This window comes from Candidatus Omnitrophota bacterium (genome assembly GCA_041650805.1).
Lineage (GTDB): Bacteria > Omnitrophota > Gorgyraeia > 2-01-FULL-45-10 > 2-01-FULL-45-10 > JBAZKM01.
Map to the genome: position 1 here is coordinate 31,532 of JBAZKM010000007.1, position 23,272 is coordinate 54,803.

General features: G+C 53.9%; 28 protein-coding genes. 2 read left to right on the forward strand and 26 right to left on the reverse strand.

Features of this window, described 5'->3' with window-relative positions:
• Positions 1-132: 132 nt before the first annotated feature.
• From WC515_06105 to WC515_06195, 19 genes are all read right to left on the reverse strand, one after another.
• A complete protein-coding gene (locus WC515_06105) occupies positions 133-723 on the reverse strand; it encodes a hypothetical protein (protein MFA5146923.1) in 591 nt (196 codons plus the stop codon).
• Between the two features lie 88 nt (positions 724-811).
• A complete protein-coding gene (locus WC515_06110; GenBank protein MFA5146924.1) occupies positions 812-2,305 on the reverse strand; it encodes a glycosyltransferase family 39 protein in 1,494 nt (497 codons plus the stop codon).
• Between the two features lie 2 nt (positions 2,306-2,307).
• Complete coding sequence (locus tag WC515_06115) at positions 2,308-2,859, reverse strand: hypothetical protein (GenBank protein ID MFA5146925.1); 552 nt, start codon at positions 2,857-2,859, stop codon at positions 2,308-2,310.
• The gene (locus tag WC515_06120) at positions 2,856-3,236 is read right to left on the reverse strand and encodes a hypothetical protein (GenBank protein MFA5146926.1); all 381 of its coding nucleotides are present in this window, start codon (positions 3,234-3,236) and stop codon (positions 2,856-2,858) included. Before WC515_06120 ends, WC515_06115 begins: the two co-directional genes overlap by 4 nt.
• A gap of 24 nt (positions 3,237-3,260) precedes the next feature.
• Positions 3,261-4,475, reverse strand: a complete 1,215-nt coding sequence (locus WC515_06125) for a radical SAM protein (protein MFA5146927.1) — start codon at positions 4,473-4,475, stop codon at positions 3,261-3,263.
• Positions 4,476-4,600: 125 nt separating this feature from the next.
• A complete protein-coding gene (locus tag WC515_06130; protein MFA5146928.1) occupies positions 4,601-4,762 on the reverse strand; it encodes a CxxC-x17-CxxC domain-containing protein in 162 nt (53 codons plus the stop codon).
• 84 nt (positions 4,763-4,846) lie between these two features.
• Positions 4,847-5,821, reverse strand: a complete 975-nt coding sequence (gene corA / locus WC515_06135; protein ID MFA5146929.1) for a magnesium/cobalt transporter CorA — start codon at positions 5,819-5,821, stop codon at positions 4,847-4,849.
• Positions 5,822-5,836: 15 nt separating this feature from the next.
• Positions 5,837-6,088, reverse strand: a complete 252-nt coding sequence (locus WC515_06140; GenBank protein ID MFA5146930.1) for a hypothetical protein — start codon at positions 6,086-6,088, stop codon at positions 5,837-5,839.
• A 66-nt stretch (positions 6,089-6,154) separates the two neighbouring features.
• Positions 6,155-6,958, reverse strand: a complete 804-nt coding sequence (locus WC515_06145; protein ID MFA5146931.1) for an ABC transporter permease — start codon at positions 6,956-6,958, stop codon at positions 6,155-6,157.
• Positions 6,959-6,962: 4 nt separating this feature from the next.
• The gene (locus tag WC515_06150) at positions 6,963-7,703 is read right to left on the reverse strand and encodes an ABC transporter ATP-binding protein (GenBank protein MFA5146932.1); all 741 of its coding nucleotides are present in this window, start codon (positions 7,701-7,703) and stop codon (positions 6,963-6,965) included.
• 35 nt (positions 7,704-7,738) lie between these two features.
• A complete protein-coding gene (locus tag WC515_06155; GenBank protein ID MFA5146933.1) occupies positions 7,739-8,230 on the reverse strand; it encodes a peptidylprolyl isomerase in 492 nt (163 codons plus the stop codon).
• A 99-nt stretch (positions 8,231-8,329) separates the two neighbouring features.
• Complete coding sequence (locus WC515_06160; GenBank protein MFA5146934.1) at positions 8,330-8,689, reverse strand: hypothetical protein; 360 nt, start codon at positions 8,687-8,689, stop codon at positions 8,330-8,332.
• On the reverse strand, positions 8,686-9,327 hold the full coding sequence (locus tag WC515_06165) for a hypothetical protein (GenBank protein ID MFA5146935.1): 642 nt from the start codon (positions 9,325-9,327) through the stop codon (positions 8,686-8,688). The genes WC515_06160 and WC515_06165 overlap by 4 nt, the downstream gene beginning before the upstream one ends.
• 15 nt (positions 9,328-9,342) lie before the next feature.
• Entirely contained in the window at positions 9,343-9,741 is a 399-nt protein-coding gene (locus tag WC515_06170) for a hypothetical protein (GenBank protein ID MFA5146936.1), read from the reverse strand.
• 52 nt (positions 9,742-9,793) lie between these two features.
• The gene (locus WC515_06175; protein MFA5146937.1) at positions 9,794-10,525 is read right to left on the reverse strand and encodes a hypothetical protein; all 732 of its coding nucleotides are present in this window, start codon (positions 10,523-10,525) and stop codon (positions 9,794-9,796) included.
• An 18-nt stretch (positions 10,526-10,543) separates the two neighbouring features.
• The gene (locus tag WC515_06180) at positions 10,544-11,026 is read right to left on the reverse strand and encodes a rhodanese-like domain-containing protein (GenBank protein ID MFA5146938.1); all 483 of its coding nucleotides are present in this window, start codon (positions 11,024-11,026) and stop codon (positions 10,544-10,546) included.
• A gap of 20 nt (positions 11,027-11,046) precedes the next feature.
• A complete protein-coding gene (locus WC515_06185; protein ID MFA5146939.1) occupies positions 11,047-11,478 on the reverse strand; it encodes an FxLYD domain-containing protein in 432 nt (143 codons plus the stop codon).
• 89 nt (positions 11,479-11,567) lie between these two features.
• The gene (locus WC515_06190) at positions 11,568-16,994 is read right to left on the reverse strand and encodes a filamentous hemagglutinin N-terminal domain-containing protein (protein ID MFA5146940.1); all 5,427 of its coding nucleotides are present in this window, start codon (positions 16,992-16,994) and stop codon (positions 11,568-11,570) included.
• 87 nt (positions 16,995-17,081) lie between these two features.
• Positions 17,082-18,791, reverse strand: a complete 1,710-nt coding sequence (locus WC515_06195) for a POTRA domain-containing protein (protein ID MFA5146941.1) — start codon at positions 18,789-18,791, stop codon at positions 17,082-17,084.
• A gap of 103 nt (positions 18,792-18,894) precedes the next feature.
• Between WC515_06195 and WC515_06200 the strand changes: the two genes are divergently transcribed.
• Positions 18,895-19,305: a hypothetical protein gene (locus tag WC515_06200; protein MFA5146942.1), complete on the forward strand. Its 411-nt coding sequence runs from the start codon at positions 18,895-18,897 to the stop codon at positions 19,303-19,305.
• Positions 19,306-19,349: 44 nt separating this feature from the next.
• Positions 19,350-20,282: a hypothetical protein gene (locus WC515_06205; protein ID MFA5146943.1), complete on the forward strand. Its 933-nt coding sequence runs from the start codon at positions 19,350-19,352 to the stop codon at positions 20,280-20,282.
• On the opposite strand, the gene WC515_06210 is transcribed toward WC515_06205, so the two are convergent.
• From WC515_06210 to WC515_06240, 7 genes are read right to left on the reverse strand one after another with little or no spacing between them, the layout of a single operon-like run.
• Complete coding sequence (locus WC515_06210; protein ID MFA5146944.1) at positions 20,272-20,550, reverse strand: GYD domain-containing protein; 279 nt, start codon at positions 20,548-20,550, stop codon at positions 20,272-20,274. The two genes, WC515_06205 and WC515_06210, sit on opposite strands and share 11 nt — an antisense overlap.
• Before the next feature lie 39 nt (positions 20,551-20,589).
• Complete coding sequence (locus tag WC515_06215) at positions 20,590-21,003, reverse strand: hypothetical protein (protein ID MFA5146945.1); 414 nt, start codon at positions 21,001-21,003, stop codon at positions 20,590-20,592.
• Between the two features lie 43 nt (positions 21,004-21,046).
• Positions 21,047-21,433 carry a response regulator gene (locus WC515_06220; protein ID MFA5146946.1) on the reverse strand — a complete coding sequence of 129 codons (387 nt, stop codon included), beginning with the start codon at positions 21,431-21,433 and terminating at the stop codon, positions 21,047-21,049.
• The gene (locus tag WC515_06225; GenBank protein ID MFA5146947.1) at positions 21,430-21,750 is read right to left on the reverse strand and encodes a hypothetical protein; all 321 of its coding nucleotides are present in this window, start codon (positions 21,748-21,750) and stop codon (positions 21,430-21,432) included. The genes WC515_06220 and WC515_06225 overlap by 4 nt, the downstream gene beginning before the upstream one ends.
• 15 nt (positions 21,751-21,765) lie before the next feature.
• Positions 21,766-22,077: a hypothetical protein gene (locus WC515_06230; protein MFA5146948.1), complete on the reverse strand. Its 312-nt coding sequence runs from the start codon at positions 22,075-22,077 to the stop codon at positions 21,766-21,768.
• Positions 22,078-22,107: 30 nt separating this feature from the next.
• Positions 22,108-22,719 carry a nitroreductase family protein gene (locus WC515_06235; GenBank protein ID MFA5146949.1) on the reverse strand — a complete coding sequence of 204 codons (612 nt, stop codon included), beginning with the start codon at positions 22,717-22,719 and terminating at the stop codon, positions 22,108-22,110.
• Positions 22,720-22,742: 23 nt separating this feature from the next.
• Positions 22,743-23,072 carry a DUF5666 domain-containing protein gene (locus WC515_06240; GenBank protein MFA5146950.1) on the reverse strand — a complete coding sequence of 110 codons (330 nt, stop codon included), beginning with the start codon at positions 23,070-23,072 and terminating at the stop codon, positions 22,743-22,745.
• Positions 23,073-23,272: the final 200 nt, after the last annotated feature.

Consider the following 23,272-nt stretch of genomic DNA (forward strand, 5'->3'; position numbering starts at 1 on the left):
TCCTTCCGGCCCTTTTGAGAAAAAAGGCGTAAGTTCAAACATCTCGGAACTTACGCCTTCAAGATATTTAAGCTTACCGTTATTATCTGTTGAGGATACTATACCATCCCGTCAGCTTTTGTCAAACGATTTCTATCTGCCCGCAGGCCCCGGAGGATTACCGCCCCTGTGAGATCCCTTCCACTGTTTGGCCTCGACCTTGCCGACTACACCGTCGTTATTCCTGTCGGCGGCGTTCTCCCACTTCGTATCTACCTTCGCCTTGTCCTCTATATTCTGACCGGGATCCGCCCCGTATCCGGGTCCGACCCCTGACCGGCCGCCGCCCCTCGGCCTGTTCCTCCACTGCTCGATCTCTACGTTATCTACGATGCCGTCGTTATTCGTATCGGCGGCCCTTTCCCACGCCGTATTGACCTCTGCCTTCTCCGCTACGCCCTGACCGGGGCTTTCGCCGGATACCATAGTGTCGCCGACGCCATCCTTGACCCGGTGCCTGTTCTTCCATTGTTTGGCCTCGACCTTGCCGACGACACCGTCGTTATTCCTGTCGGCGGCGTTCTCCCACTTCGTGTCTACCTTCGCCTTCCCCGGCTTCGGGCCTGCGCCGGGGCCGCCCTTCGGACCCGGAGGGTTGGCTGCATACAGGGGCGCCCCGAATAACAGCAAAACCGCTCCGCTTAAAAATATGACTATATACTTAATGCCTCTATTTCCGCCCATACTTCCTCCTTCCTTTATAGATTATTATATACCATATATACCAGTGCCTGGCAAGTTGGCGCGGCAAAAAACACCGGAACGTTACGGTTCACGGGATATCCAGGGCTCTTTTAGGCGTCACCTTAAAGAGCCCCTGTTTATATCTGAAGAACCGTATCTCGGGCCGGTGGTAATCCTCTGATAGCCGCGATCCTACCAGGTGGACATAAAAATTTGCGTCAAAGATCCTGCTGAATATCTTTTTATGGTCATAGCTCAAGGCCGAGCCGGTCATATAAAGGGGTACGCCTTTTGCCAGATACCCCTTCATCTCTTTCACAAAATCGGCGGTCTTACGGATATCGTCTATGGGGTGGGTCACAGTCTTTCTGCCGGCGTAATATTCGATGAACGCGGAATCGTCCATAGTTATTATAACGGCATCGGCCGGGGTGTTATCCCTGACGAAGAGGGCATAACGCTTCTCCCCGTTGTAGGAATGTCTGAACTCGAGCATCGGATGCATCATGACGAACATGCTGATGACGAAATAGGCCATGATGGCATCTGCGGCCAACCGCTCTTTCACGCGCAGCTCGGACATGTAATATGCGACACCTATATAGACGGGTATTATAACGATGTCCAGATACCGCAATGTGAATGTCTCTATATTGCCGAAGTAAAATATGAGCGCGGCCCACAAGATGAGAAATAGAGGGAGGAAGACGTCCTCCCTGGAAAAGAGCCTCACTATCCCCAGCACGAAAAAGAGAAAGAGGACGGGCGGGATACATGTCCCGAGGTCCTTGATGGCTATCCTCAGCATCGGTGATAACGGCCCCAGGAAAATGGCCGACGTGTTATCGCGCAGGACCATCTCGCGGTAGAACTCCGCCCTGAGGTATGTGAAATAGATAACGGCTAAGATCGCGGTCATGGGAAGTATAAGACGGAGCAGGGGACCTGCCCCCAATCTCTCTTTCCGGATAGATATCTCCGGAGGACGGATCGCGATCCGGGGGCTCAGGTAAAATAAAAAATATAAGGGCAATATTACGAGCGCCGACTCCCTTACGGATACGGAGAAGGCCATGGTCATGCCCGAAAGCCCCAGCCATAGGCCATTATCCTTCTCCGTACCGCGATGCAGCAGGTAGAATGAGAGGAGTACGGAAAATATGAAGAGGCCGTGTTCCTTGCCCCAGGTATTGGGTGAAAAATAGAACGGTGTAAATGACAGGAGGAGGCCGCCGAATAGAGCGCCCGGGACGGTGCCCAGGAGCGCATATATAAGAACTGCCAGCATGACTGCCGACAACGAATGGAAGAATACGCTCGAGAACCGCGTTGTGAAGTCGGCGTTATGGCCGAGAAGGAAGAAAGGCGCGTGGAGTACGCAGTTCACGGCCACGGAACCGTATCTTCCCCTGGCGGCGGGATGGAGATGGCCTGTGGCATACGTATCTTCCACGGCTTTGGCCAGGAGGACACTGTCGTGGTGGAAGAGGCCCTCATTTATAAAGAGAAGCCCTGCCAGGAGGTTCAGTAGGAAGAGAAATAGTGATACGGAAGCGATCCCGCCTGCAGCTCTCTTTTTCATCTTTATTGCTGATATTTTATCGCCGTACCGTCATCGCCGAAATATATATAGGATGTGTCACCCTTGTCCGATTTCGGCTCATAGCACCATTGCTCGTATCCGCCGCCGACATTGACGCTCTTATTCACGCGGTCCGGCTTGCCTAATAATGACGTGACCTCGTTCCTCGTCTTCCCTATTATGGTCGATTCGTCGGGGGCCTCTTCAAGGTCGGCATGCGCCGCCTTCTTCGTCTGGGCCTTCATCTTTTCCATCATCAGCGCTATATCCGTCCGCGCCCTGTCCGACATCTTTATTATCTTCCCGGCCTCCGCCGCCCTTGAGCTGTCCATATTCTGCGTGAACCTTTCGAGGGCGCGTTCGGCCCCGGCCTTTACCTTCCCGTAATCGTCATAGGCCTTCTCGCAGACGGCCAGGTCCTTCTCCTCACCCCTGGAGACAGAGCTGTTCTGCAGTTCGCCAAAATCCCATTTTACCGCTTCATAGCTCTCCTGGGCATGCAGGACCGCGGGGATCAGGGATAACAGAAAGATCGTCAAAATTTTGGCGGTCATATATCTTTCTTGTCCGATCTCAATACCTTATATCTCGTTCTGAACTCTTCCGCGGGATCCGCCTGCGGGCCGGGGATCACCTGCTGGGAAACATTCACCGCCGCGGCCGGGACCGCATCCTTGGCCGTATCCGAACTGTTCTTCTTACTGTAATCTTCTTTGAAGCCGGAGATATATTTGAACTTCGTCGAGTTCGTTGACGATATGTTTTCGGAAGGATTTGCCGCCGACGCGCCGGCCTTATACTCATCGGAGAAGGTGTTTATGACCTTCGTTTCGTTAGTGGCGTTCTCTGCATATGCGGCCGAGGATACCATAATTAAAGCGAAAAATATCTGATGCAGAGAGCCGGCCCTTCTTTCCTTATTCGGTCCCATATGCCTCCTCTTTCTTTGTGTATTTCACAGGCATCTGTCCTGCCTCGCGGCGGATGAAATATTTGTGTTGTCTAATACGATCGCGTTAAAAAAATTATCCATCTTATATCCATAATCAACCCCCAGAAAACCGCTGGAATTTATCTCTCCCATATCAAAATTATGCCGATCGGGCACAGCCCACATGTTTATGACCAGCCTCTTGACCCTGCTTTTCCGGAACAGGGCGCCCCTCACCGCAGCTACCGGTTTACCGACACGCATCGACTTGGCTAAAGATATCATGCTTCTCGTCATGCGCGATGACCACAACGGTCTTTCCGTCAGAAAATCGATCCTGCCGTACCCGTAGCGAAAATAGAGCACGGCATTGTACTGGATGGCAGAACTTATCTTCCTCGCTGCCACCGCCCTGATCAGCCGCTCCCTTCCCACCCCCAGCGCCTCTGACAGAAGGCCCATCAGTTCTCCTGTCGTTAAACCCTGCATATCTTCGCACCTTCCTATGCGCGAGAACGAGCGCACGCGGAGCGCAAAGACGTGATCCGGATTTTTCAGACAGAATTCCAGGGCTTTTTTGAATTCACCCTCGTTGACATCCCTCAATATGCTCAATGAGAGCTCCACCCTCATATGCTCCCTTTTCAGGTTCTCCAGGGCGGCAAGCTTCTCTTCCAGGCAGGGACGGCCGTCGATCCGGCTCAATATCGAGTCGTTGAAACCGTTGAGCGAAAAGACAAAACTGTCGGCCCCCGCCGCTTTAAGGGCCTTCGCGTATCCCGGGTCGACGAGCCGTAAACCATTTGTCACCACTATGACATTTTTACCCATACGTTTCAGCTTCCGTATGACCTCGCATATGCGCGGGTGGAGAGTGGGCTCACCTCCTGAAAGGGCGACATCCGGCACCGAAGCGCGTCTGACGGTTTCAACTATCTTTTCGACGGGTAGATCACTGCCTGTAATGGTGGGATGAAAACAGAATTTACATCTCATATTGCACCTGTCCGTGATCGGCAGTATAAGCAGGTCATTGCCGCAATATCTTTCTTTTGCTATGTTCGCCGCTGCCCTATAAAATGCGGCATCCTTTTCGACAAGGTCACGGAACAGACCGTGCTCCGTGCATGCCTTTTGCATGAAGATGCCGTCTTCCGCCTCCACGACATCCGCGCGTAACTGCTTCAGGCATGAGGGACAGACGCTTGTGGTATGCTTTATCAATCCGGGATCTGCCAAGACCGTTCACTCTCTTTCCTGTATATCCTGCCTCTATTCTATTCCAAACAAAAACCCTCTGCAAGCATTTTGCTTACAGAGGGTTCTCGCTGTTAGTATATCCCTTGGAAGAACGGCTCTCGACTTTACCTGCCGCCCTTGCGCTTCGAAAAGCACTCCTTGCAATATACCGGACGGTCTTCCCTGGGCTTAAAAGGGACTTCGCATTCTTTCTTGCATTCTGCGCATGTCGCCTTGTGCATTTCCCGCGGAGCTCCGCCAAATCCACCACCTGGTTGATATGCCATACTACCTCCTTTTTGGCTATGGCTGATTATAGAACTTCTCCGGACAAATTTCAAGTATTTTTTTAAAAAGGGCCGGGATCGCCTTTACAGCCATTTTCTGCGCCTGAAATATACAAGCATCGAGACGATCATTATGCCCATTACCAGGATGACCGCGGGATAGCCGAATTTATGCTCGAGCTCCGGCATATACCTGAAGTTCATGCCGTAGATGCTCGCTATCAGGGTGAGAGGCATCATTATGGTCGTTATCACGGTGAGGGTCTTCATTATCTCGTTCAGACGGTTAGAGACGATCGATACGTAGGCCTCCATTGCCCCAGATATGATGTCGCGTAATGCGCCCACCGTGTCATTGAACCTTACCATATTATCGTAGACGTTCCTGAAATAGATCAGGTTTGCCGGCATTATGAACTTAAACGTCCCCCGCGAGAGCAGGCCGATGACGTCGGCCTGCGGTCCGACCGTGCGCCTTAAACTCATTATATCGTTCTTGATATGGTATATCTTCTTGAGCGTATTCTGGCTCGGCGACCTGAAGAGCTCGTCGCTCATCTCATCCACCGTCCTGTCAAATTCGTTGATGATCGGAAAATAATTATCGATGCATGAATCGAGTATGGAGTAGAGGAGCATGTCTGCCCCGTGCATGATGGTGGGCGACTGTTTCTTGACCCTCTCCTTGCATGCGCAGATGGAGTTGAACGATTCGCTGTGAAACGTGATAAGGAAATTTTTGCCCAGGCAGCAATCCAGCTCGGTCATCGCGATCTTGCCCTTCTGGCCGCCGTTGGCGGATCTCATGGAAAATATCACGAGGAAGAGATAATCCGGCAGCTCTTCCGCCTTAGGCCTGGCATTGGGCATTATAAAATCTTCCATGGTAAGCGGATGAAGGCTGAAGACGTTGGTAAGCAGGTCTATGTCGCCGTCATCTATATCGAAGACATCGAGCCATAATATGGAACGCTCGTCTTTGACGGCGTCCGCCATCTGGGCCGGTGAAATGTCCGTCTTTAACCCATGGTCGGGATGGTAATAATAACTCTCGTACATATGATCGTCTCTTTCTTAACCGGGTTTTTTATTCTTACGGAATATCTTCCTTATTAACCGGATGACGATGGCCGACTCAAGGACCTTCAGGGCTATGAGCCCCAGGGCAAAAAAGCCGAGCGGCGGAAGGTAGATGAGGCACGGCACAAGGGCATCGTCATCGACACGCGAGCAGAGGTTTATCAGGTTTATGTATACGGACCATGCGACATAGATCACCAGCAACGCTATCACTATCCTGACAAACCTGTTCTTGGGCATCCTCATGCCCGATATTATATCACCATAGGCCGGATAAGGACAACCTGAAATCATCGTGGACCGGGTTTCATGTCAACTCAGGCTTTCGGCGCTGTATCGGGCCATGAGCCCGGTCCGGATGGCGTACCGGTAGATCCTCGTAAAGAACCAATATGCCAGGAGGATGCAGGCCGCGGCCAGGCATCCGCCCCATACAAGCCCTGCCCACGATACCCCTTTCCCTGAGATGATGCCCCTCAGCCCTTCGAAGACATACGACGGCGGCAATATCCGCGAGACAAGTTGCATCCAATGCGGAAGCGTCGATATGGGATAAAGTACCCCGACGAACGGCGATATGAGCGCCGGGATCGGCCAGATGAACCATTCCGATGCCGGGCCGAAGCGCAGCACCAGCGCGCTTCCGAAAATGCCGAGCGAGATGCCGAAGAGGAATAGCACCAGAAGAAAAGGTATGACCGCCAGGCCGTATATGAAAAATGACAATTTAAAGAACGCCACGGCGATGAAGAGCATGACGGCAAGTCCAACCATGCTCGTGGCGATACTTGTGAAGACGAGCCCGCATAAATACTCCGATATCAGAAGAGGTGTGGCGAATATGTTTAGAAAATTGCGCGACCATACATCCTCGAAGAAGGCCATGGTAACGCCCTGCATGATGCGGATAAAAAAATCCCAGAAGAGGACGGCCCCGAGCAGCGCCGGCACAAAATCGAACCCCGGCGAGGCGACGGAATTTAGATATCTGGTCAGGAAGCCCCAGAGGACCATGTCCACTGCCGCCCAGACGAAGAGCGGGAATACGCGCGAGAAACTGCCTCGTATCAGGTAGAGCTGGCGAAGCACTATGGCGAACGTGCGATGGAGGAACATATCTTCAGCCCAGGCCCAGTGTGACGGGTTCGCGCGCCACGGCTATGAAAAGCTCCTCGAGCGTCTTCTTGCCCCGCTGGGCCGGGAGCGTTTTCGGGTTCCCCTCGAGGAGTATCCTGCCGTGAGACAGAAATAGCACGCGGTCGCATATATCCCCTACCTCATACATATTGTGCGATGTCCAGAGCACCCCGCCCATACCCCGCGCCGTATATTCGCGGATCGTGGCACGAACCTCGCGCGCGGTGGCAGGATCGAGCGACGCCGTCGGCTCATCGAGCAGGAGGAGGTCCGGGCGGTTGAGCATCGCCTTGGCGAGGCCCGCGCGCGTCTGTTCACCCGAAGAGAGCACGCCGCACTTCCTGTCCCTGAAAGGCCTGAGGGAGAATTGCTCAAGGAGCTCGTCTATGCGCGCGGGGAGGTCTCTCACTCCGTACAGGCGGCCGAAGATATTCAGATTCTGGAATATGGTCAGGTTGCCGGGGAGCGGCGCATATACGGCCGCGAAGTTCGTGCGCGAGAGCGCGCTGGAACGGTGCGCGGAAAGGTCGAGGCCTCCGATCGTTATCTTCCCTTCGTCCGGCTCAAGCACGCCAAGGATCATATTGATGGTCGTCGTCTTCCCGGCCCCGTTCGGGCCCAGGAGCCCGACTATCTCATTCTTATTGACATCGAAGGAGATGCCGTCTACGGCAACGAGATCGCCGTAGACCTTGGTCAGAGCCGTGACGGAAAGAGTTTTCATAATATGGAGGGTCCCGGGAGGTGGCGGAGATACCGTCAGGATTTACCCTGGCCGCCCTTGATATATGCCTTTATGATCTTCTGTTCGCTGAGCGGCTTATCATTCGCGCCGGTGGGTGCGGCCTCTATCTTCTGTACCACGTCGTATCCGGATACGACTTTACCGAATATCGTATGGCGCATATTCAACCATCCTGTCTCGGCAGTGGTGATAAAGAACTGGCTGCCGTTGGTGCCGGGGCCGGCATTTGCCATGGCCAGGATGCCCGGCCTGTCGAACTTGACGTCCGGGCTGCACTCATCCCCGAACGGCTTGCCCCATAACGACTCCCCGCCCCTGCCCGTTGCCGTGGGGTCGCCGCCCTGGATCATAAAGGACTTGATGACCCTGTGGAAGACGGTACCGTCGTAATATCCCTTTTCGACAAGCCCGATAAAATTCTCGCAGGCCTTCGGCGCGGTCTCCGGCATCAGCTCTATCTCTATCTTACCCTGATTGGTATCCAAAACGACCGTCTTGTTATCCATGGCAAAAACGCTCCCTTCGATATTAATTGTGACCGGGATGAAACATAACGCCGCTATTATAACAGAAAAGATCCGCATTCCACAACCTCCTTTTGATCACTAACGCGTCTTATTATACAGCTCCTGGACGTTAGGCATGACGAATTCCGGCCTCACGTAACGGCCGTAACCGTTGGCCCACACATATTCGACCTTATTGGTCAGCCGGTTCACGAGGACCTTTATCATTATAGCGCCCGTGACTATAGTATCGGCTCTCAGGAACACCTGATCGATGACGGTTATCTCCGCCGACTTGCTGTCCTTCAGGATATCGGACCTGCCCGGCGCCGTTTTAGTCACTATTACGCCTTCACCGCTCGGGCATGATACAAGCAATACGGCAAAGACGATAAATACGCGGGCCGCCGCGCGCCCGATAACCTCTCTCCGGCCGTCATGGTAATATGACTTCTTCATTTGGGTTTCAGGCCTTTGATCCGGTCCGCGTACAGAAAGAATATCCCGGGGCCGAACGAGAAGAGCATTACGGAAAGCCCGAAAGCGATAGCCACGAACGTGTCCGCTCCCGCACAGCAATATGTCCTCTGCCGCGCGATCAGGTGGCTGGGAACGGCCACGAGGAGCTCCAGGATGCTCCCGCGGTACACCGTCCTGCTCAACTTCCGGACAAGGGGACCCGGCTCTTCGCGATTACTCCACCGCCTGAATACCAGCGCCCACAACGCCCAGACGAGGACCAGCTCCGACAGGATAACAAATTGTTCCTTGCCGGACGGTGAACCATGAAAGGCAAGCTCATAGAGCGCGAAGATGAGCCCTGCGGCCAATATACCCATCATCAAACCTGAGGCGGCTATCGGCCATATGAGCGACCTTCGCGAGACGGGGCGGCCTCCGGCAACGCGGGTGGGTATGACGAGGAGGGCAAGCTGCCCGGTCATCATCACCAGTATCCAGATCCAGTAAACGGGCTGCCTGAACATTTCGACGCTGTCTATCTGAGTACCCCAGAAGCTGAAGATGGCGACCGGCTGTGTAAGCGCTATCAGGATCAATCCGTATACCGCCGCTATCAGAAAAGCAGCTCTCTTCATATCTTCCCCCTTTCCCTAATCCGTTGCCGCCTCCAGCTCCGCCTCATCCAGACCGCCGTCTCCGTTCTTATCATATACCGTGTAGAACGCGTCCATCTCTTCTTTAGAGACAGACCCGTCATCATTATAATCCATGGCTTCATATATATCGACATTCTCGGTGCTGACGAGTACCTCGGGGACGTCCGACCTGTGCCGGTTTATCCACAGGAGACGGTCCTTGGTGTTCACGGCCCCGTCCCCGTTCAGGTCATGCGTATTTACGTACTTATAAGACCTCATCTGGGCCTTGTCGTGTGTCCTCTTTAAGTCATGGGCCTGTCTCTTCGGCAGGATCGGAGCGGCAAGCGCGCCGCTCAGAAGAACGGAAAACGCAACCGCGACCATAAAGCTCCTGTGGATCCATCTTAACATCTCTCTCCTCCTTTTTTTTATTTACCCTTCGGGTCCCGCGAACAGTCTATCTTCAGAAAAGATACGAAGATGAGACCGACAGCGCGGTCTCATCGAAAAAACGGCCCTCTACGCTCAGCCTGGCCTTGCCGTCAAAGAGATATATCTCCGCGCCGCTTATGAGGCCGACATGGTCCTCCGAATATCGCCTCTTCTTATCGTGTCCGTTCACCTTATATACCATCTCGCAGTCCGAGCCCTTGATGCCCGCGTAAAGGGTGACAAATTCGATATCCCCGGCTATAAGTCCGCTCACCTGCCAGTCATCCAGGAAAGATTCGTACTTGTCGTCTCCGGCAGAGCGGTCCTGCGGGTGGACGCTTATGTGCTGAAAACCGGCGATCACGCGGATATGGTACTTCTCGCTATCGAAGACCTTGAACCTAAAACCGTACCCTCCGGCAAACCCGGTATCAAATTCCAGCTTTGGGAGATGGGAGGAGCCCGTCTCCGTCGCGTCCCCGATACCGATCTTGCCGTCCAGCGATAACCAGTCGGCCACACCGAACGACACCGTGTAAAAATGGTTCCGGCTCCTCAGGGTGCCGTATGACCGGTCGAGGGGCCTGTCAAAGATCATGTTGAACTCGTAACCCAGCTCCACGTCATGCCCGGGAGGCAGACGCGTCCCGTTCGACGACGCCGCATAAGACCCGGACACAGGGCTGAGGGAGACGGCGGCCGATAAAGAGAGCGCTAAAAGACGGCTGCCGAGGCGCCCGATCTTCAGTGATCCTGTTCTCATATTTTACCGGTGCCGGCCTTAATTACCGGAGACGAGCCCGTTACCCTTCTCCTGCCACTCTTTCAACCCGCCCTTATAGTCAAGGACGTTGTAACCCAACCCGGATAATTTACCGGCCGCCTGTGTCGAGGCCGTGCATTGAAAACTGCCGCAATAGACGATGATATTGTCACCTTTGGAGAGCATCCCTGCTGCGGTCGTCTCATTTATCGTGTCGAGAGGGAAGGATGCCGCACCTTCAATATGCCCCTTACTATAGCTATCCTGGGAGAGGACGTCGAGCAGCTTATACCCTTCTCCGGATCCTCTTATCGCCATGAACTGGTCGTAAGTTATCTCCCTGACGCCGGCTTTCACCGCCGCCTCACCTGTAACACGTGAAAAGGTGCCCATCGCCGCCTCTTTGCTCTCATCGCCGGGACCGCATGACCCGCACATGGCAAAAGCGGAGACGCATATCAACACAACGGCCGCCGCTAACACGTATACTCTTGTTACCATATATAGATCCTCCTTTTCTGTTATTTCCGCCCGAATTTTACATTAAGTATCTTAACATCAAAATCATCGACTTCGCCGCGCTGTGAATAGGGATACTCTTCGTTCCTCTCATTGAAGACGTCGCCGTTAAGGCGTATCTTATATTTCCTCGCCTCTCCCGGCGGGATCGCCTCGGTCAGCCTATCTTTCAGGATGACCCTCTTTACCGTATAACCTTCCGCATCATAATAACTGACCTCAAGGTTCAGGTTGGTTATGCTCTTATCGCCGTTATTCTTGAGCTCTATCCGCAGGCAGGCGAAGTGCGGGAATTCGTCCCGGTCAAAATCGATGGCGCTTTCCGCCACCTCTATATCTTTCACGCCCTCTCCGGCCGCCATCGCCGCTTCCGGGCCGGGATACGACAGGAGCGCAAGGGATATCAATAATACCGCATCTCTCTTCTTTAACATATTTGCCTTTTCCCGAAAATTACGCTGAAAACTGCCGTATATTCTACCTCAAAAGAGAGGATCCGTACATCTTTGAATGGCGCGCATTACTATAACCTGCCGAGGAACCGCAAGTCATCCTGCATGGCTATAGGGATGACCCCGGGCCTGCGATACATTGCGCTCTCCGCCTGCCTTATAAACGCCTGATTCAACACTTCCGCGCCCGCTTCTCCACCGCCCGATTCAAACCCCCAGTTGATATTATTGCCGCCGTCTATGGTGTCGGTGTGCTGGACCGTAAGGCCCCCCGATGCGTCGGAGTCGGTCACCTCGACATAGTCGATCGCGAATGTGCCGTTACATACGAGAGCCCATCTTGTGTCCGGCGAGTCCGAAACAAGATCGATGCGGTCATCGTCGCCCAGGCCATTAAGGGTAAATAACCCGTCGATCGTCTGGGTGGCGGTGCTGTCAAAGGTAAGCGTGAGGTCCGTGCCGGTTGCGACAGCCACCGTCTTTGAGAAATCGTTGAATGTCGTCGAGCCGACAAGTTCCTGGTCATTCCCGTCAAATATCACCGTTGAACCGGTCAAGGTGAATGTAGCCACGGCGGCGATGTCCCAGGTCGCGCCGGCGAAATTTATGACTGTGTTCGCGCCTGAACCGCTCGTGGCGTCAAGCGTACCGTCCAGGTCAAGCGAGCCGGCCAGGTCTATATCAAAACCATCCGTCACGAACGAGCCGGCTGTTATGGTAAGCGTGCCGGCAATCGTGAAGTCCTCGTCCTGGGTGAATGTCTTTGTGCCTGAATTGATGACGAGATTAAAGTATGGCTGGAGGTCTGAAAACCTTTCTATGGAGGACTCTGAACCAAGATAGGTAACGGTGCCGCCGTTATTGGTCCAGCTTAAGAGGTTCAGGACGATATCCGCCTCTACGTCGTTCGATTCGATCTGGAGGTTTCCCCCGTCCATGGTGACGGTATCGGCCAGGGCGCTGTTACCGAAAGTGATCGTAGAGGCGCCGGTCTTGAAGGTGCCGCCGTTTATGTCGGTGTCGGCGTTTACCGTCACGGCCTGGTCATTGGCATCGAAGGTGCCGCTATCCAGCGTAAGATCATTGTCGATCTGTAACCCCGTATCGAGCTGCCAGGTGCCTGCGCCGTCGAAGGCGATATCCCAGAAGCGGTCTCCGAAGCCGGCGGGTAGCCCTCCCGCGTAAGTATCCGCGCCGTTGAAGAGGACCTTGCCGGAGTCCTCATCGAAGCCGCCTGCGCCGGAGAAGGTGACCGTTTCATCGCCTTCAAGCGCCAGGGTGGCATTATTGGTGAATACGCCGTTGACCGTCAGGGTATTGCCGTTTATATCCAGGATGCCTGAGGTCAGGGTCAGGGCCTGGACGGTGGTCAATGCCGACTGCAAGCTCACCGCCGCGCCTCCGGTCTTGGCAATGGTGAGCGTGCCCTGGGGAAGGTCGCCGCCTCCTGTTGCGTCTATGTCGGTGCCTGTGCCGCCGTTCATGGTGATGGCACAGGTGCCGGCAACTCCGGTATCGGTGAGGGTCAGATCACCCGCCACTTCTATGGTGCCGCCGTTAATGGTCTGTGACAGCGTTATGGTAAGATCGCCGTCGACATCCATCGTGCCGGTTATGGTGAGGGTGTCCCATGTCCCCATATTGATATTGACATCGTTCAGGATCGTTGAGCCGATATCTATCGTCTTGGAGCCGCCGCCGATATTCACGTCATAAGTGCTCGAGTCAAAGCTTCCCTGTGTAACGGTAAAGCCGCCCGTGCCGAGGATCCAGATGTCCGTACCCAGCGTGACTTTATTTGCCGCGCCCTTGTTTATCTCAAGCCCGGGTACCCCCCCGCCCGAGGTCCCGCTGATCCCGGTATCGGTGTTACCGGTCATAGATATAACAGCTGTTGATTCCACCGAACCGCCTGTGCCGGTCCCTGTGGCGTTCGTTATAAGGTTCCCTGAAAGGTCTATAGTTCCGCCCAACATCTTATAAACACTCGATATGGTAAGGTCCTCGTCGACATCCATCGTACCGGTTATGGTGAGATCATTCCAGGTGCCCATATTGATCGTTACGCTGTTCAACACGGTCGAACCGATGTTGACGGTCTTGCTCGTCCCGGAAAAGACGATATCATAGATATCAACGTCGAAAGTGCCGGATGTTACGGCAAGACCGGCCGTGCCGAATATGGATATGTTCCTGAGGAGCGTCACCTTATTCGCCGCGTTCTTATTTATCTTCAATCCCGGCATATCGCCGCCGGTGCCGCTTATGGTCGTATCCGAATTGCCGTCCATCGTTATGAGAAGCGTGGAAGCCGAATTGTGGGCCGCGGAATTGTTCTCGATCAGATTTCCCGCAAGCTCTATCGTCCCGCCGCTCAACTCATAAACGGAGGTAAGTGTCAGGTCGCCGGCCATGTCGGCTGTCCCCGTTACGGTGAACTCACTCCATGCGCCCACATCTATCTCGATATCGTTCAGGGTATTTGAGCCGATATTTAAGGTCTTATCACCGCTATTGAATATGACATTGGAATTTGTGCTCGTCAAGGCGTCAAGCAGGCTTAAGTCCATGGACGAACCGTAGTAGTAGACCGTATCATCGCTGATATCAAGCGCGGTCGCGGCCCCGTCATAGGCGGTGAATGTGCCGCTTATGCGCATGGTATCGGCCGTGATGAGCGATCCTCCGGAGGTGACAGAGCCGATCGCTACATTTACAAAGGTCTTACCTCCTGAGGTGAGTATGGTCGCCCCGTCAAAGACGACGGTGGAGCCGGTGGCGGTGAAAGTCGAGCCGGTCAGGTCCATGTCGCCGGCCACATTCATGGTGGTGTTCCCGCCGGCGCCGCTTGCGATATTCAGGGTGCCGTCGACATCGAGGGGACCGTTGATATCCAGGTCGTAGCCGGCGGAGATGAACGAGTCGCCCGAGTTGATAGTCAACGAGTCGCAGGTCATATCCGACTTAAGGGTGGTCGAATCGGGAGAGGTGCCGATGGCTATCTTCCCGAAGTTGATCCCTCCGGCGCTATCGGTATAGTCGATATCGCCGGCAAAGGTGATCAGGGCGGTCCCTTTGGTGACAGAGCCGCTATTTACGGTGATATCACCCGATATGGTCAACCCTGTATTGGCGGAGAGGTCCAGTGTGCCGCCCGATATGGTCAATGTGCCTGTGCCTATAGCCGAGGTGTTATTGATATACAGGGTGCCTAAATTGATCGTGGTGCCGCCTGTGTAGGTATTGGTGCCTGAAAGGGTGACTGTGCTTGCGGTATTCTTGGCCAGGGCAACGCCGCTTCCTCCCAAAATGGCGCTTATGGAGCCCTTTTCGACGGTATAAGAAGTGCCGGTTATGACCCCTGAGGTGCCTGTGATAGCCCCATCGGTAAGGACGACCGCTCCGGTATTGAGGGAAAAGGTCGTTATAGAAAGGGTAATACCGGAATTATTCAGGGAGAGCGCCCCTATTGTGCGTGTCTGGTCCAGCGTCACTATACCGATCCCTGAATTGGCATCAAAGACCGCCGAAGTGCCGCTATCGGCAGGGATAGTACCGGAACCCGCCTCTCCTCCGGACTCATCTGCCCAGTGGCTGGCGGTTGCCCAATCCCCGGCGCCGCCCACCCAGAAACTGTTTGGATCAAGAATAAAACCGTTTAAATCAACATATCCGGTCTTATGTTTATAAACTATGGCGTCAAAATCGCGCTCCAGGGTGAGCGTTCCGGTATACCCATCAAGGATGAGCGCGTAGGTCTCGCCCGAAAAGGCGGGGTCTATAGTGGAATCTTTATTGGCATTCAGGCCTGTAATACCGTCGAAGACCACGCGGGATGTTACGGTAGGGATGGTGCCGGTATCCCAATTGAACGCATCGGTCCACCTGTTATCGGCGCCTTCCCCTGTCCATCTTACGGCTATATCCCAATTCTTATTATTACCTGAAGAATCGCTGTGCATGGCGGCGAGCGGTGGCCCGCAGATATTGACCGAACCGCCTACCGACACATATATGATGTCCGTAGGCCCTCTGGGCAATATGCTCCATTGCTTTTCCGGATTTACAGAGGTTAACTGCAGCAACTTCCCGAAAGCGCCCTTTAATGTAAGGGTGCCTATGATCTCCTGTGTCGTCTCTGAGTCGAATCTGACCAGCTTGCCGGGCTCAAGCACCGTGAAGTCGTAGAATCTGTTTTCGCCGATGACCTCGGCATCCTCCGCCGAAACGAGGTTGACGCTCGATGTATCAGGGATGAAGTTCCCGTAATTCAGCCAATTCCTGCCTATCTCATAGTACGTATCAGCGGCTTTCAGTTCCGCACCCTCGCCTATAGACATAGACCCGGCGGCCGATACCCTGGAACCCGGGTGCTGGGTGAACTTTGCCGGGGCGCCGCCCTGGCGCAGGGATATCTCCCCTGCGGAGCTTATATCGGCAAGCGTGCTTTCGCCGGAGGACTGGATCGTGATATCGCCGGAATCGACCGTCGCGATGGTAGTGCCGGGCGCCTGGGTGAATGAGCCCTCCCCATCCAGGTCCGCATCGGCTATCAGGTCGAGATCACCCGATACGGTGGTCACGTCTGCGTTCACTTCTATATCTTTATCTGCCGAGATCGCCGTATCCCCTGTGGTCTTCAACTCTCTATTGACCAGGACCGTCTCTCCGGATGTGACTTCGACCTTTCCGCCGGCGGCCTCCATGACCCCGGAGACCTGCACCCTGGCATTGGATACGATCCTTATGACGCCGTTCTCTGCCGCAAGGCCGGTCGCCCTGACGATGCCCTCCTGGTTCACGGCATTTTCAAATATGTCCCTGGCCGCCTTGGCGCTCATTATGACCTTCCTGCCGCTCACCTGGCCGGAATTGGCCACCCCATCCTTTACCGCGACCCCGTTACCGTCCACGACCTTTCCGCTCGTCTCTGAATCTATCTCTACATTGATCAAACCTTTCTGATCTATGGTGACGGTCTGCTTGTCTCCCGAAGAGAGATGCACCGTGCCCACCTCTGCCACGATCACTCCCTCATTGCGCACGGCGGAGCCGAGGAGAGCTATATTATTTCCCGATATCCTGCCGCGGTTGATCAACCGGGCAAAGCCGGAGTCCGGACCGTGCTCCAGTATATAATTGCCGTTAAGAAAATTATTGGTGGATATCTCGAGGGTGGAGGCCACCAGGCCGTTCACCTGCACCTGCGCGGAAGGCGCGAAGTAGATGCCGTTCGGATTTGTGAGGAACAGGATGCCGTTCGCCGAGAGCGACCCGTATATAGCGCTTGCCCCGGCACCCGTGACACGGCTCAAGACCGTGGCGGAGTCGCCCGGCTGGATGAAATGGACCGCCTCGTTCTCTGCTATATCGAAAGAGTCAAAATTGATCACGGCCTTATCGTCCGCGATCACGTTAAGGGTATTGGGGTCCGGGTTTTCGAATGATACGCTGCCGGATTCAACCTTCGCGCCTTCGGGAAGGGCAAAAAGGGGCACGGGCTCCAGGCGAGTAAGGAGGATGAGAGTAAAGACGATTATTCTTATTCTTCTTATGCCTATATTCTTTTTAATAACTAAATTATATCATATGTTCGCCTGGACCGTCAAATAAAAGGTGGACGGCCCTGCGCCGCTGGTAGGATCGTCGCCCAGGGCTCCCGCCCACTCGAAACGCATCGATAAATTGCGCTTGAAGTTGACGCGCAGGCCTCCCCCCGCGCCCATCAAAAACTTCTCCCTCTTCTCGCCCGGGTACGTCTTGTTGAGCTTTCCCCCGCCGATATCGAAGAATACGACCGGCTCTATCTGCCGGCGGAGCGGCGTCTCCGAGCAGGGCAATTTCCAGTCCGCCGGGATGAGATACATCGGGAAGATCCAATCGACGCTGAGGCTGCCTCCGAGGTCCGCAAGATAATCACCCTCGGGATAGCCGCGGACGGAATTCATCCCTCCCAGCTGGAACTGCTCGGCCGAAGGGAGGGTATGGGAGGCGATCTGGAACTGGAAAGATGCGTCAAGATAGCTCCCGTAACACATGCGCTGCAGCCGCTCAAGGGTATGCTCGTATTTGAAGAAGAACCCGCCGGTATCTGTGCGGCTTGCCAGCGGGTCATTCCGCCTGGACGCGCCCAGGAAACCCGATGTCCCGAAAACGAAACGCGGCGTGAAACTTGTCTGGCCGTGATCGTCATTGCCTATTATATCCAAGCCCGCATAAGGCAGCCGGAGGTCCTCTTTGGCCGTCACCTCGGTATGCATCTTCTTCTTTATGCATTTGATGTCGATCCCGGCCTTACCGGTGACCTGAAGGTCTTCCGAAAGATACAGCTCCTGGGACAGGTACGGGCTATATATCTGGGTCTTGCCCGTAATATCGTAAATGAGGTACTCCTGCCCCAGTTTCAATTCAAAATAGGAGGCATCGATCCCCAGTTTTGTGCCGACGGTCGTGATCGGCAAAGCATAGCTCACCGATTCTCCGAACGCATCCTCGCTGAGGAGCGAATTGACGAAGATCACATCAAAATTGCCCGTGAAGTTAGAGCTCCAGAAGAGGACGAATGTGCGGTACTTACCGGTGAGGCGCGAACCATGGTTATCGACACCCCCGCCCAGGTGGTACGGGAACCTCTCTTCGGCCTTAAGGGTGATATCCGTCGTACCGGCCTCTTTCCCCGCGCCGATAACGGACTTGACCTCTAGGTCCGGGTTCTGGTTCAGGCGCAGCAGGTCTCTCTGTAATACGTTTATGTTAAGGAGCTCGTCCTTTTTGGTGTGGAAGTACCTGGTGATCGACCTGGTGGAGAAGAACCTGTTACCTTCGACATTAAGGCTGCCCATCTTCCCTTCGAGTACGCGGATCTCAATATTCCCGTCCCTTATCTCCTGCTCCGGCACATAGACGTTCGTGGTAAGGTACCCCTTCTCCCTGTACTTTGCCTTTATATTTTCCGTTATCTTATCCAGGTCCTCGAAAGTGACCGTACGATTGAGATAGGGTTGATATGTGGGAGAGAGGTCGGCCTCTTTGAATATGGTCGAGCCGGTGACCGCCACAGATGCGAGGGTGAACGTAACGGTCACGCCGGAAGGTTTGGGCTTCTCTTCCTCGACCTCTGCCCTGGGGGGCCTTACCCTCTTCTCTTCCAACTCCCTCTGCCTCCGTTCGATCTCCTTCTGGTAGCGGCTGGCCTGGGCTTCGGGTTCCTGGCCCGCGGTAGGGGTCTGGGCGAGGGCGGGGAGAGCGAACAATACGACGAATAGCAGTATCCCCGCCAGCTTAAGTATATTCATGGTCTGATTATACCTCAACAAAAAAGTCCCCGCAAGGACTTTACTCAAGCATGTTGCCATTTCCCGGGAATGGCCTTATAATATGCCCTGACAGGAGGGTGATATGAAAAAAGGTCTGGTAATATCGATGATCGTCATGGTCTTTACCGGCCTCGTTCTCATCCTGAAGATGGGATTGATGCCGCAGGTCGAAGGCGTCATAAGCGACTTTCATCAGCGCTACAACGACGGGGAGTTCGGATATATCTACCGGGAGATGGCAAGCGGCCAGTTCCGGGAGGCGCTGCCTTACGGGCCGTACGAGGAGTTCATGAATAAACTGCGTGACAGGTTCGGGAAGGTCGTAAAGGCGGAGAGGACCGGGTGGGGCGTATTCTATAAGAACATCGGGTCGACCTTCAACCTCCGGTACAGGACCGTATACGAGAGGGGCGAGCTCGAGGAGAATTTCACCCTCTTGAAGCACGGGTCCGGATGGCGCATCTTAACCTACGACGCCGGGTCCGGGAAGTAGATATTTTACTCCAAAAATTTAAACGCTGTGATATAATGCCGCCCATGAACAAGAAAAGCATACAGGACCTGGAGAAGCTCCGTAAAAAAGCGGTCTTTTACAGGACCCTCAGCATCCTCTTTGCCTGCATCATCATATCAATATCTGCGGCGGAATCCATACGCTGGATCAGGGAGAACGCCATGGAATTGGGGCTGATCGATATCGACGCAAAGGGCCCGTACCATAAAGAGATAAAAGAGCTCATGGAGCCGATCAGGTATTCCGGGCTTAAAGACCTGCTCGATGCCAATACGCGGCTATCCGTAGATTTCGAAAAGAAAGAATGGACACTGCACAATATACATCAATTCGACAAAGACGGGAAGATACTGCTGAAGGAGAACCGCTTCGGGCTGTGCGGAGACCTCGCGGCATATATGTATGAAAAGGTCTCGCCCATGCTGGACAAAAGGTATTCCATCAGTTTTGTCTCTGTTTCGGAATCCAATTTCTTCCAGGCCCCCAGGGGCTCCCATATCGCCCTGAAGATCACGGACAGGGCGATCAACCTCATACCCAATATATACCTGATCGATCCCACCTTCCGCAGATACAGGAAGATAGAATACTTTGAAGATTACGCCTTTTACTCCGAGATGCCGGAACTCCCGTTCTATAAGGAGAAGAGCAGGGATGAGACCTTTATCGCGGGCACCCAATGCCCCATATTGATCAAAGGGGATTTTTTACTCTGTATAGGCCTGGATTATGTGGACGATAAATTCGATAAGGACAATTTCGTGCTGTTCCTCTCCCTGACAAAACGGCATAAATATTTCTCCAGGCCGGTCTTCGCGCTCCGAAAAAGGAATAACGTGACCGGCACGTCCAAAGACGACGTCCTGGCGCAGAAGGTCCTGGGGAAACAGGAATTCGGAGAGCTATGCCAGAAGGTCACTCTCTTCTTTAACGAGATGCAGTATCCTACGCGGTGATCTTATCGAACTCTTCGATGGTGATCGCCGGGAAACTGGTGAAGGCGATGCCCGTCAGCTTGTCCAGGGCGATCGACGCCTTCATCACATCCGCTATACCGGGAAAATCCGTTATCAGCACTATATCGTATTTGCCCAGGAGCGCGTACATCGAGCTCACCTTGCCGCCGGCCTTCGCTATCGTATCGAGTGCCTTCTTCGTCCTGTCGGCCGAGATGCCCTTCATCGCCTCCTGCGAATACTTCCCGTACATGAAGAACTTTGCCATAAAACACCTCCCTTTTATTTTCCGGTGCCTTAAGAACGGTCACTCGCCGTATATGGCGGCAATTATGATGCCTTTGACCGGCATTTCTACCAGACCCATGACCGTCCAATAAACGACCACACCCGTGGCTACGGTCATGAACGAGTAAGTCGAGAACATCCCGGGCAGCATGCCGACGGCCCATACGCATAACCCGAATATGGCTCCTTTAGCCACCCTGCCCTTCCCCGGGATGCCTTTCCGGAGCAACGCATAGACGACCGCGAGGACCGCGTTGAGAAAGAAGCCCCCTATCATGAACGCCGGGCCGGGAGGGCCTTCCATCGGCCTCCAGACATTCGTCGGTTCAAGTTTATACACCCAGCTGAAGAGCCACCCGCAGGTCACTCCCCCGAAGATCATGCCGAATACCGAGAGCGCCAGCGCGGCGATGAGTATCTTCCCTATCTTCATATCATTCCTCCTCTGTTGTCTTCCATTTTACCATAAAAACGGCCTATATCTCTACGGGACGTTTTCCGCTATCGTCGAGATATCTCCTGATCAACGCCAGCAGGTCTTCCAGTTTGATCGGTTTTATGGCATAGTCGGCGGCCCATAAATGCTTCGATTCGAATATGGAATCGGTCTCTGCCTTGGAGGTCAGCATTATGACAGGGGTATTTACGTTATCGGGGTCCGAATTGATATGCCTGAGGAATTCGAACCCGTCCATCCCCGGCATCTTGATGTCCAGTAGGACGATGTCGGGCGACGCCTTCATCTTCTCAAGGGCATCGATCCCGTTATAGGCCACCATGACCGAGTATCCTCTCATGGCCAGGAACTCTCTCACGGATTCGACGAAATCCTTTTCGTCATCGATGACCAGTATCTTCTTCATATTTTCGACCCATCTATCTCTTTCTGTATAGCTTCCAGGTCGGCTTCTATCTTCGCGATGTGCTCTTCCACCTCTATCATCTTCCTTCCGATATATGCGTTTATATCCTCGTAGATCAGTATATCTCCCCGCTTGCGTACCCATGAATCCCTGGGTATCACCACATTCCTGCCCCCTATCTTCTTCATGACCATGCCGGGAGGCACGCCGGCGCTGCGGAGCTCTTCCTCCCCGTCATCCTGGGCGTAAACCGCAAATGAGCCGAGCGCTATGATCAGCGCCATTGAAAGGATTACGATATCTTTTCGCGTCATCATCTCCGTTTTATGGTCCTATTTTTTTGGTTCCTGCAGCTCTTTATGTATGGACTCCAGGGCGGCGTCTATTTTCGAAAGGCGCTTTTCGATCTCCATAAATTTCCTGGCGGCATATTCGTTGATATCCTCATAGATCAGCGCATCCCCCTGTTTGCGTACTATTGCATCTTTGGGCATTATGATATTACTGCCTCCTACTTTTCTGGCGACCATGCCCGGGGGCATCCCGCTGTCGTCCTCATCTCCGTCATCCTGGGCGTAAGCCGCGTATGGGCACAGGGCCATGATCAACGCTATCGACAGGATCATGATATTTTTTCGCATCATCTCCTCCGTTTCGGCATCCTCAGGCGCCGTTCACCTGAGGTACTTCGCGATATACTCCAGACTCTTCTTCTGGGGCGCCTGGTACGCCTTCAAAGAATACCCTACCGGTATGACGGCCATGAATTCGCCCTTCGATTCGCCCAAAAATTCCCTCACCTCGTCCTTCAAGAGGAAGAGTATGCCGAGCCATACGCTTCCCAGCCCCAGCGAAGTGGCCGCAAGGAGAAGGTTCTGGACGGCGGCGGATGAACTCTGTATCTCCATCGTGCGGAAGAAGTCCTTGCCGAGTTCCTTGCCGACCTTAAATAGTTCGGTGCCGTGTTCTATCAGGGTGCCGGAATTGACCACGGCGATCACTGCCGGAGCGTTAGTTATGCTACGCGCGGCCATACGGAGGATGGAGGAGGCCGGCTTCGGGAAAGAGGATGACTTATCCGCGACCAGCTTCGCCAGCGCCTCTTTCTTCTCTCCGCGCACGACTATGAAGCGCCATGACTGCTGGTTATGGGCTGAGGGCGCCTTATTGGCGGCATCCAGTATCTTACGTATCAGCGCATCGTCGACCGGCTTATCCTGGAACTGCCGGATGCTGCGCCGTTCGGTTATCGTACGTAGGGTCTCGTTGTCGGTCTTAGCGGTCATCTGATATCTTTCGATGCCATTGATCACATCTCCTTATTCTCCACCGTGATCTTCGTCGCTATAAGCATGCCTGAGGGGTCTTTATAGTGTTCAATGGTCACATAATCATCCGCTTCGATATCGGATAATTTTATGTCGTATATGCCTTCCATGATGGCGGTCTTTGCGGGGACCGAAAAGGTGAGTTCGTTTGCGGCCTTTATGGTGATGGTCGAGCGCGAAACGTCCACTCCTGTCACCTTACCGTCAACGGTCATCAATTCCAGCTCTTCCGCATTCTCCTGCGCGCGGCAATCGACCATTACCGAAACGCTCAAAAGTGTCACTAAAACCAATGCTATGATCTTACTCACGATGACCTCCTTAGCTGAACCATGAGACACCTAAAAATTTTAGGGTCCCCTCCTTCGCAGCTTCTGCCATTCAGAGATGTTTTGCTTCGGAGGGCAGGCTGCCGCTCCCTCGCCTTTTGTTTCTATAGGGCATTCAACGCTCTCGAGGCGTACCAATGACCGATCGTGGATCCTAGGCGCCGTAGTGCCCTAATACTCCA